Origin of the sequence: Pseudomonas monteilii NBRC 103158 = DSM 14164 (genome assembly GCF_000730605.1) — a bacterium.
Lineage (GTDB): Bacteria > Pseudomonadota > Gammaproteobacteria > Pseudomonadales > Pseudomonadaceae > Aquipseudomonas > Aquipseudomonas monteilii.
Genome location: NZ_BBIS01000081.1, coordinates 1 through 10,029 on the forward strand (window position 1 = coordinate 1; position 10,029 = coordinate 10,029).

The 10,029-nt window shown below is 51.2% G+C and carries 9 protein-coding genes and 2 pseudogenes; 3 read left to right on the top strand and 8 right to left on the bottom strand.

The genetic code is table 11. The features are described 5' to 3' along the window. Positions 1-569: 569 nt before the first annotated feature. The gene (locus tag PM2_RS32170) at positions 570-881 is read right to left on the bottom strand and encodes a hypothetical protein (protein WP_232435440.1); all 312 of its coding nucleotides are present in this window, start codon (positions 879-881) and stop codon (positions 570-572) included. 356 nt (positions 882-1,237) lie between these two features. Here PM2_RS32170 and istB point away from each other — a divergent pair. From istB to PM2_RS28815, 3 genes and pseudogenes are all read left to right on the top strand, one after another. Then, positions 1,238-1,747, top strand: a pseudogene (istB, locus tag PM2_RS30545) (IS21-like element ISPre4 family helper ATPase IstB); the annotation flags it as partial. A gap of 657 nt (positions 1,748-2,404) precedes the next feature. Beyond that, the gene (locus PM2_RS28810; protein WP_028700053.1) at positions 2,405-2,740 is read left to right on the top strand and encodes a DUF2790 domain-containing protein; all 336 of its coding nucleotides are present in this window, start codon (positions 2,405-2,407) and stop codon (positions 2,738-2,740) included. 216 nt (positions 2,741-2,956) lie between these two features. Beyond that, entirely contained in the window at positions 2,957-4,282 is a 1,326-nt protein-coding gene (locus PM2_RS28815) for an OprD family porin (protein WP_004576072.1), read from the top strand. Positions 4,283-4,683: 401 nt separating this feature from the next. Here the strand turns inward: PM2_RS28815 and PM2_RS28820 are convergent, their stop codons facing one another. The 7 genes and pseudogenes from PM2_RS28820 to PM2_RS28845 all read right to left on the bottom strand — a co-directional run. Then, a complete protein-coding gene (locus PM2_RS28820; protein ID WP_004576073.1) occupies positions 4,684-5,145 on the bottom strand; it encodes a DUF411 domain-containing protein in 462 nt (153 codons plus the stop codon). 106 nt (positions 5,146-5,251) lie between these two features. Continuing rightward, on the bottom strand, positions 5,252-6,292 hold the full coding sequence (locus PM2_RS28825; protein ID WP_028700055.1) for a copper resistance protein B: 1,041 nt from the start codon (positions 6,290-6,292) through the stop codon (positions 5,252-5,254). After that, the gene (locus PM2_RS30930) at positions 6,264-6,512 is read right to left on the bottom strand and encodes a hypothetical protein (protein ID WP_146018932.1); all 249 of its coding nucleotides are present in this window, start codon (positions 6,510-6,512) and stop codon (positions 6,264-6,266) included. The genes PM2_RS28825 and PM2_RS30930 overlap by 29 nt, the downstream gene beginning before the upstream one ends. Before the next feature lie 12 nt (positions 6,513-6,524). After that, positions 6,525-8,444 (bottom strand): copper resistance system multicopper oxidase, encoded by a 1,920-nt coding sequence (locus PM2_RS28830; RefSeq protein WP_028700056.1) that lies wholly within the window; start codon positions 8,442-8,444, stop codon positions 6,525-6,527. A gap of 213 nt (positions 8,445-8,657) precedes the next feature. Continuing rightward, a complete protein-coding gene (locus PM2_RS28835; protein WP_004576076.1) occupies positions 8,658-8,864 on the bottom strand; it encodes a co-regulatory protein PtrA N-terminal domain-containing protein in 207 nt (68 codons plus the stop codon). 333 nt (positions 8,865-9,197) lie between these two features. Beyond that, positions 9,198-9,520: pseudogene (locus PM2_RS28840) on the bottom strand (transposase); the annotation flags it as partial. Between the two features lie 136 nt (positions 9,521-9,656). Next, the coding region (locus PM2_RS28845; RefSeq protein WP_033741174.1) for a cupredoxin domain-containing protein at positions 9,657-10,029 on the bottom strand (373 nt) is incomplete at its 5' end.

Below are 10,029 nucleotides of genomic sequence, written 5' to 3' on the forward strand. Positions count from 1 at the left end.
CCCTAGGTACCGAAAATCGGCTGTATACTCCCGTCGCATGCGCGCTTGGGGTTTCTGTTTGCGATCCGCAGTACTGATTCCTCACCCAACAAATGAGGTAGGCAATCAAGCACGCGGATGCTCGCCTTCTTCATAAAGTCGAAGGCGAGCCTGGCCATTAACGGCTACGTATGCATGGGTAAGAGTTCAGCAGATCGAGCGTCTACTGAGCGCCAGAGGCGGAATAGTCACAGCCTAGTGGTTGAACGCGGTACTGCTGGTGTACGCAGAGCTGGACTCATTGTTTTTTGAATGGCGCATTGCAGCACATAGAAATATAAAATCCCGGAAGAAAATACGATTGCGGACAGGGAAACCATTTCTGAATCTAAAACCCCAGAAATCATATACTGCTTAAACGTGACAGATCACAGGATGATTCCAGTGCAGTACATGACCCCTGTGAACTGGTTTCCCAAAAAACTCAGGATACCGCTGAAAGCATTATTCGCACTCAGTAGAACTGCTTTCAGAATTGTCCACCCAAGAAGTGGCAGAAAAGCCTTAATAATGAAGGCGAATAACATTGATTATGCGAATAGTTTTATCGGCGTTTCTGCCCACGGCTTGATGGTGCCGTCTATTTCAACGCCGGTATACAAGATCGCATTCAGAACAAGTGCCATGACGGTGCATATGCCGAGGCGTATCATTTCCCGCTTTAGTAGGGCCATCATTATCACGGCGTGAATCTTGCCTCCGATGAATCGGTTTAGTCCTTGGGTCGACATTTCTCTTCCTATGCTTTCGAGGATGACACTGTTGTAACGTTGTAAGAAGGTCACTCTTTTACCCGAAGAGAGCTGACGCTTCAACGGTTGTGGATTGCGCAGGGGGCTCATGTCCTTCCCTTACTGGGTAGCTTGCTGAGTAATCCTCATCTACCTGCGTGGCAAAGATGCATCCACCCCGTCGCCGTCAGAGCTCGGGAGGACTGGCTGCTGTCAGTAACTCATCAAGTGACGGAACCTTAGCGTTAGCACTCAGGACGAGTGTCCTGGATCGGAGTATTGATACATCATAGAAAGATTCGCACTCGACTCTTCCATTCACTTCTCTCCAGTGGGTGACTTCTGGTATCAGCTCGTTAGGCACCGGATGTAGTGCCATAGGGTTATGGAAGACCTCCACTTCAGCAGACCACGGCTCGTAGCCATACTGCGGCCAGAGCTGACCGTAATCGCTGGACGCTACATCCAACAAGGCGCTGATCCTGCAACTGGGCAGCGGCCAGTGGCTGCGCGACGGCCTGAACCTGATCATCGGCGGCCCAACCGGCGTAGGCAAAACCTGGCTCGCCTGCGCGCTGGCCCACAAGGCCTGCCGCGACGGCTACAGCGTGCGCTATCTGCGCCTGCCGCGCTTGATGGAAGAGCTGGGCCTAGCCCACGGCGATGGGCGCTTCGCGAAACTGATGGCGGGTTATGCCAAGACCGACTTGCTGATCCTGGACGACTGGGGCCTGGCGCCGTTTACCGCCGCACAACGGCGCGACATGCTCGAACTGCTGGACGACCGCTACGGCAACCGCTCGACGCTGGTGACCAGCCAGATGCCGGTAGACAAGTGGCACGCACTGATCGGCGATCCGACCTTGGGCGACGCGATCCTCGATCGGCTGGTGCACAACGCTTACCGGATCGAACTGAAGGGCGAATCGATGCGCAGGCGCGCAACGAAATTGACGACGACAGGGACTTCAGACTAACAATGCAAACCTGCGTCGCTGCGCTCCGACTGCCTGTCCAAGTGGACGTGGATTAGGTGTCCAAGTGAGCGTGGAACGAGTGTCCAAATGATCGTGGGCTGAGTGTCCAAGTGTCGTGGAATCCGCAATTTGTTTTGGATGGTCCTCGCAAACCTTTCTGCAGCCGCTCCAAAGAAGCGCTCATGTCGGTCAGCTGGTGGGGGGCTACTCAGCTTTTGTGAGATGTGGGTAGGGTCTTCTCAGCTTTTTTGTGAAAAACCCCCCTTCACTTCACAAAAAAATGGCCAAGCTTCCCATTTCACGAGGCCTGGCCTATCACCTATTTTGTGAACCTACAGCTCGATACCGATACCTCGGAAGGCTGGCCTCCCACTTCCAGGCGTGCCAGGTTCGATCACAATGAACAGCGAAGGCAACACGAACAATACGCCGGCAATCACTCCCCAGCTGCTGTTTCACCAGCGCCTTGGCAGGCCTGGTAGTCCACGTAGCGTGTTTAAAAGCAACTGCAGGTTTCGCAAAGCCCCCAAACCCGCTATCTACATGACCTCAGAATCTCTTGAGATTCCTGACGAACAAGTAATCTCCATGGCAGCTTTCTGAAAGGTGTATAACGCTACCCTATAGCTAGGAATGAGTAAGCTTTTGGAGAAAATCATGAATGTAATTAAGGCATTTGCCGTTTTTTCAGTTTTGAGTGCCATCTCATCTTTAGCAGTTGCAGAGGGTGGAGGAGATCGTGTATACGGCCGAATGATTCAGGAAAACCAAAGGGCCATGGAGCAGTACGCTGTAAGAAATGGCAAGGCCGCTCCTGAAGTCGTTCACTATAAGTACGGCATGGATCTTGATATCAAAAAAATTGTTAGCGTCACACAAGCCAATAAGAACTGTAGCGTCGCTCCCTCTCGCATGACTTATGAAGACTCAAGCGGCAAGCTCAATACAGTAGAGTATCGGGTTATGGGTAGCGATTGCCCGCACGGAGGCTAGCCCGTAAAAGCACAACTGACTCTTTGTTATTTTAGCCCTACGAGGAAAGCTTTCATTATACTGACTTAAAAGTAATTTTCAGGTCACTCCGGGGTTATGCTTCATGCGAAATCATGGCTGCCGACACGTTAGCACTTGCTGCGTGCCTGTGATTTCTATAATGACAAGAAAGCAATTCACATTGAAGCTCTGCCAAGCTGAAGCCAGGAGTGTTAAATGAATAATAAAAGTATTTATGGCCTTTCTTTGATTGCCCTTGGAATGAGCATCGGGCAAGTCGCAGTGGCGGCGGAGCAAAAACCGGATGGATTTATCGAGGGGAGCTCTATCAATGTGCTCAACCGAAACTTCTATATCAATCGAGATTATCGTAAGGGGCATTCCAGCCCTACCGGAAACGGCTATGCCGAAGAATGGGCTCACGCCATAATTGGGCGATTCGAGTCAGGGTTCACTCAAGGCACCGTAGGTTTAGGTGTCGACTTGTTTGCAATGCAGGGAATCAAGCTAGACTCTGGTGATGGGCGCTCCGGAGCTCGTAGTTCGATAGATGTAATGCCCTATAATAGCAAAGGCCAGCCAGAAGATACCTACTCGAAAGTAGGCGGGGCCGCAAAGGCTAGTTTTCTGGATACAATTGTCAGGGTCGGCGATGTGTTCCCGTCTACACCTGTTGTTGCATACGGAGACTCTCGATTGCTACCGGAAAGCTTTCGAGGTATAACGTTTACAAATACCAGCATCAAAGACCTCAGCCTTCAGGGTGGGCGTCTACATGCTATGAGCCAACCCAACTCCAGTAGTATGCGTGACGGCTTCGCAACCTTCTATGCCGGGGCAGTTGATGCGCCTTGGATTGCCTACTTGGGCGGTGATTACACTGTCAACGAGCATCTCGGCGTAAGCCTTTACACTAGCCAATTCAAAGATGTCTGGAACCAGTACTACGCGGGCACCACTTTGAGCTATCCGCTCTCGGAAAACATGACGCTGATAGGTGGGTTGAATTACTACCGGGCTGTCGATGAGGGGAAAAAGCTACTGGGTAGTTTCGATAACAATATCTGGAGTGGTAAGGCCGGAATCAAGTTTGGCGCTCACACAGTGAGCGTTGGATATCAACGGAACAATGGTAATGATGATTTTGATTACTTACGTCAGTCAGACTCCATTTTTCTGGATAACTCCATCCAGTACAGCGACTTTAACTCCCCTAAAGAGCAATCGCTGCAGCTACGTTATGACTTGGACATGCAAGCTTTCGGCATACCTGGCCTGAGCTTCATGACTCGCTACGCTAAGGGCTGGGATGCGGACTATTCGAATGCAAACAGTATCTATATGCGAAGGGGCGAAGATGGTGATCCTCTGCGAGATCAAAAGCGCTGGGAGCGAGACATTGAAGCGAAGTACGTCGTTCAATCAGGTTCTTTGAAGGACATGTCATTCCGTGTTCGCCAGGCAACGACTCGGGCAACAGACTTCGAGTCAGATTTGAATGAGGTCCGTCTAATCATCGAATATCCATTGCAGCTGCTATAGTAGCCATCGGTTACCGATCTTCGGCGTTTGTTTTTCAAGTACACCCGTCCCCTTGTTACTCCTTTAGTTTGGAGACGGTTTAGGCGCCCTTAAGGCGCCTTTTTTATCCGGCTTAAGAATCAGCTAGCAATTGCTTGCCATTTACAATCGACATAGCACGTTGCGACTAGAATACTGAGCAATTTAGCTGGCGATTCATATCGAGAAAATGACACTGATTACAAATAGCATAGACATACGAGCTGAAAGATGTGTTGAGTTTTTTCTGAGCCTAGAGCATTATGAATGCGCCCTAACTAAAAGAAATCTGCTCATTAAGCATCACAGGAATTTGAATTTAACGTGCTGATGAAATACGAGCGCCCTACGCCATGGCTTTACGAGGGCGCAGCTCACAATATTCAAATAGCTGGGTAGTCCATAATCACCTCATCGATTCCTGTCTTGGTCAAACCAATAATCTGATAGGCGTCTCGCTTCCCACCAACTTCCATCCCAGGAGAACCTGCCGGCATGCCCGGCGCTGCAATCCCCATTAGATCATCGCGATTGCTGATCGTGAAAATCTGCTCGACTGGCACATGGCCCTCAACAAACTTCCCATTAATGACTGCGGTATGGCACGACGAAAGCCTGGGGGGAACGCCAAACTTCTGCTTAGTCGAACTCATATCCATTTCGACATGATCGACTACGGTAAGTCCGCTGTCTTTCAAGTATTGAACCCATTTTTTGCAGCAACCGCAGTTTGCATCACGATAAACATCAATTTTCATGGGGTCTGTAGCATACGCTGCGGTGCCAATAAACAAGGCTGCAAATGTCGCAATGCCTAAGGTTCGCAGTTTTACTCTGTTTTGCATGATCAGCTCTCTTACCGTAAAGGGGCTTCGTGGTTCTGCGAACTCTTTACGAAGCCTCACTTTTGAACCAAGTATTAAGTAGATTGGAACAAGCTATATCTTTGGCTCAAAACCACATTCTAACACCAACTACAAATCTAGCTTCATTGGTATTTTCTCCTTCATCACTGGCCAAATCGGCAGTCTTCCCGTAAGAACGATTCCAGGAGATGCCAATATAGGGGGCGAATTCACGGATAAGTTCGTAGCGCAATCGTAGGCCTACTTCGGTGTTAGCTAACCCGGAACCAATACCGCGCTGTGGGTCGTTCTTCCCATAGAGGTTCGCTTCAAACGTTGGTTGCAAGATTAGGCGGTTGGTGAGCAGAATGTCATAATCACCTTCAAACCGAGCCGCGGTTTGGCCATTTTCGCCGATGAAAGCTGTTGCTTCGGCTTCAAAGTTATAGAGAGCCATACCCTGAATACCCAGGGCTCCCCAGGTCTGCGGCGAGCCAGGTTTGAAATCTTGGCGAACGCCAGTGACGACATCCCACCACGGACTGATCGCATGCCCCCAGAGCGCCTGGAGTTCAGCACTTTCTGTTACGCCATTGGTGCGCTCGCCTTCGGAGCGCAGCCATAAACGATCAATATCACCACCAACCCACCCCTTGGCATCCCAAGCCAAAGCGCTTCCATTGTCCGCATCCTGATACTCAAGCTTATCAAGCAAAATAAACGAGTTTAAGCTCTTATCGTGAACGCCATGCCCGGCCACCGGTGGAAAGGCTGCGGCGCGATCAGTATCGGTAAGCACCGGGATAGGGGTTCGACTGGTCGTGGCAGCCCCTCCGCCCATACTCTCCATCCCGTCCATTTGTCCGTCGCCCATGTTCATCATGCTGTGATCCATGGTGCCCATTGAACCGTGATCCATCTTGGAGTGATCCATAGGACTGTCTTTAGATTTGGTTGGCTCAATCTGTGACATTGTCGATGGATTTGAGTCCTTAGCTGATGGCATTGCCTTCGAATGCTCCATTTCTTCGGCCGCATGTGCAATGCCCAAGAATGCAGGACTGACAGAAACAGCCAGCGCCACAAGGGTCGGCCGTAAAAATTTGTTGGTCATGATCTCAATCTGCCCTTTTGATTTTTGGGTCATGATCCACCGACTCATGGCTCATTTTCCTGTGATCCATAGAACCGTGAACAGGTTCATATCCGCTTGTTTTGGTTCCCGGCTCGCTGGTTGCGACCGCATTTGCCGTAAGAATGCTATCGCCAATCACCTCTGCCGCCAGTACCACAGACGAAACAGCACCCAACAAGCCGATGGCTAAGGCGTAACTCACCAAGGATTTACGATTCGGGTATTTGCTCACAGATCGTCTCCTTTACTCATCGACCCGAACTTCACGGAACATGCCCATTTCCATATGGAAAAGCAGGTGGCAGTGGTAAGCCCAGCGTCCTAGGGCATCGGCCGTGACGCGATAGCTGCGTTTGGTTCCTGGTGGCATATCGATCGTGTGCTTGCGCACCATAAACTGACCGTTCTCATCCTCCAAGTCACTCCACATACCGTGGAGGTGGATGGGGTGGGTCATCATAGTGTCATTCACCAGTGTGATACGAAGGCGCTCACCGTACTTGAGGCGAAGCGGCTCGGCATCAGAGAATTTGATACCGTTAAAAGACCACGAAAACTTCTCCATGTGGCCGGTCAAATGCAACTCGATGGTGCGATTAGGCTCGCGACCATCAGGATCTTGGAACGTACTCCGCAAGTCAGAATAAGTAAGCACACGACGACCATTATTCCGCAACCCGATTCCAGGATCGTTTAACTTCGGTGCTGGAGTCATGGCTTGCATATCAACCAATGGGTTGTTGGTTTCTGACGATGGGTGACTCTGCATCTCCGCCCCCATGCCAGCCATTCCTGGCATGCCACTATGGTCCATCCCAGCCATCTTGCTGTGATCCATGCCGGCCATCGTGGGCATGTCAGCTTTGTCCATGCCTGCCATCTTGCTATGGTCCATACCGGCCATGTTAGGCATGTCGCCACCGCCCATGCCGGTCATATCGCTTGAGGACATACCCGTCATCTTGCTGTGATCCATGCCGGCCATACCAGACATGCCATCACCTCCCATGCCAGCCATGCCCCCATGGTCCATGCCTGCCATACCGCCCATCCCCATGTCATCCATAGTGATGATAGGTCGTGGGTCAATTGCTGGAATTGATGACTTCAGTCCTTCGCGTACGGCCAAAGTCCCGCGGGCATAGCCGGTTCGGTCCATGGATTGAGCGAAAATTGTGTAAGCTTCCTCAGTGGCTGGCTCCACAATTACGTCATAAGTTTCTGCCACTGCTATGCGGAATTCATCGACGCTGACTGGCTTGACATACTGACCATCGGCAGCCACTACCGTCATTTTCAGGCCTGGGATGCGAACATCGAAATAGCTCATGGCAGAGCCGTTGATGAAGCGCAATCGCAGCTTCTCTCCTGGCTTGAAAATACCAGTCCAGTTGCTATTAGGAGCCTGGCCATTCATAAGGTAAGTGTATGTATCTGCGCTGACATCACCGAGGTCAGTTGGGCTCATGTTCATTTCAGCCCACATCTTCCTATCAGCTATTGTCGCGGCCCAGCCTTTGTCGCTGACGTCGTTGATGAAGTCACCAACGGTACGTTTATGATGATTGTAGTAGCCGGACTGCTTCTTGAGCTTGGCCATTACACGACTAGGGGCTTCATCCGTCCAGTCAGTTAGCATCACCACATAATCGCGGTCGTACTTGAAAGGCTCTGGCTCTTTCGAGTCGATTACGATTGGTCCGTAAACACCCGCTTGCTCCTGCAGGCCTGAGTGGCTGTGGTACCAGTACGTCCCGTTCTGGTGAACCTTAAATTTGTACTCGTACATGCCATCAGGAGCAATACCGTGAAAACTCAGTCCCGGCACCCCATCCATATTGGCCGGCAGGATGATTCCATGCCAATGGATAGAGGTGTCTTCATCGAGACGGTTTTTCACACGCAGCGTAACGGTCTCCCCTTCACGCCAGCGAAGCAGCGGCCCCGGCAATGTGCCATTAATGGTCATTGCGGTACGTGCTGAGCCAGTGATGTTTACAGGGGTTTCACCAATAAACAGATCAAACTCGTTGCCAGTTAGCACGCTTGGAAAGCCCGGGCTTGCCACGGCCCAAACTGGGGTGCGCCACAAACCCAGACCGCCAAGAATGCCACCTGCGGCTAAGCCTTTCACGAATGTCCGCCTAGAGGTTTTGGAGTTCATGCAGTTTTCGTCCAATCAGTCAAAAGGGAAGCTGTGCGAAACAACGTGTATTACTCATACAGGTTGAAAGCACTCTCGTGGGCGCTGATGCTTGGCCCAGATGAGCTTCGCTGGCCGTCACTCAGGAATTGACACGGCCAGCGAGCTCAAACGGTGCCACAATTGAACCATCACAGGGATTACATTTCTGTCAGCTTTCGAGTGCACGAGTCATCAGCACTTGGCATGCTCGACCGACTTGTCTTTGCTTTCGACAGCAGGAGATTGTGTGCCTTGCTTCTGAGCAACTTGATACGATTCCATTGAGTCCTTCCTTGCCGCTTCCATGCGTGCGAACGTACGATCACCACCTCCCTCAGCCATAGCCAGAGAGGACAGGGTCAGGGCGCCAATGACAAGCAAAGCTTTGATGGATTTCATTTTGGGGATCCTCAGATGAGTTTTTGCCGCCCCACTGAATCCATTCCAGACCATGATTCTTGGGGGTGATGTAACTGTAGGACTGCGCCCCTGTCAGAAACCTTAGGAGAGGATTACGTTTTTGTCAGGGATCGAAATGAGCCTAGGGAAACCAAAGCAATTTGAACCGCGCGCGCTACGAGCAACGTCGCGACGTCACTGGGCAGATTTTCGCAGGCGTCATGAGGCTCAAAACCATAGCTTTGCCCTGGTTCTTGTGCGCTACGGCTGCTTCACCTTCGCATACACCTGTGCCTTGGCCTGGTGTCCAGGAACCTGCCGCGAACTGATACCTTTCAAAAGGTCTCGGAAATTCATGATCGTGATGTCTTCAGGAATCGGCGCGCTGAGCGTGAGTCGAGCCAGCCGGCCCATCAAGGTGATCTCGTGCAACGCTTCTTCCATCGCCGGAGCTCTCAGCGAAAAGCCGTTCTGCAGCAAGTGAATCCGCGGCATCGATTCCAATGAGTAAGACTTACGACCTCCGACCTTTGGATAATGCGGCTCGACCAACGCCACCAGTTCGATCCGCGGCACGATCGGCTCTATCTCAGCAAGCAAACGCTCATGAAGCGTTTGCTTGCGTGCTCTAAATCCGAAAAGCTCAGTTGCCTCATGGACAAGGCTTACTGTGGAAGCTGAACGGAGGGCGATTTCCGTGCGGTTCGGACGGTTTGCGCTGACCTGATCGGAGAATCCCTACGGGAACTCCAGAGTCAGAGTGATTGTGATCATGACGACTTAAGGGCACCACTATTTCACTTCAAATTTACCTACCATTCCCGACTGATAGTGACCTGGTACATTGCAGGCAAACTCTAGTCCTGTGCTTTTGTTAAACGTCCAGATCAACTCCTGGGTTGTGCGCGGCTCGATCAGAACACTGTTGGGATCGTTATGCTCCATCCCAACCATCTTCATGCCTCCCATAGTGTGTTCCATAGTGCTCATATCCTGACCTACGCCAGTAGAGCTTAGCGTGCCATTCTGAAACATGGCCGCCATCTCAGCCTGATGTGCGGCGTGGGAATCCGCTTTACCGATGTTGAACTCATGCAGAAGAGAACCTTCGTTGCGTAAAATAAAGCGGATCGTTTCCCCCGGTTTTACATCAATAGCTTTAGGG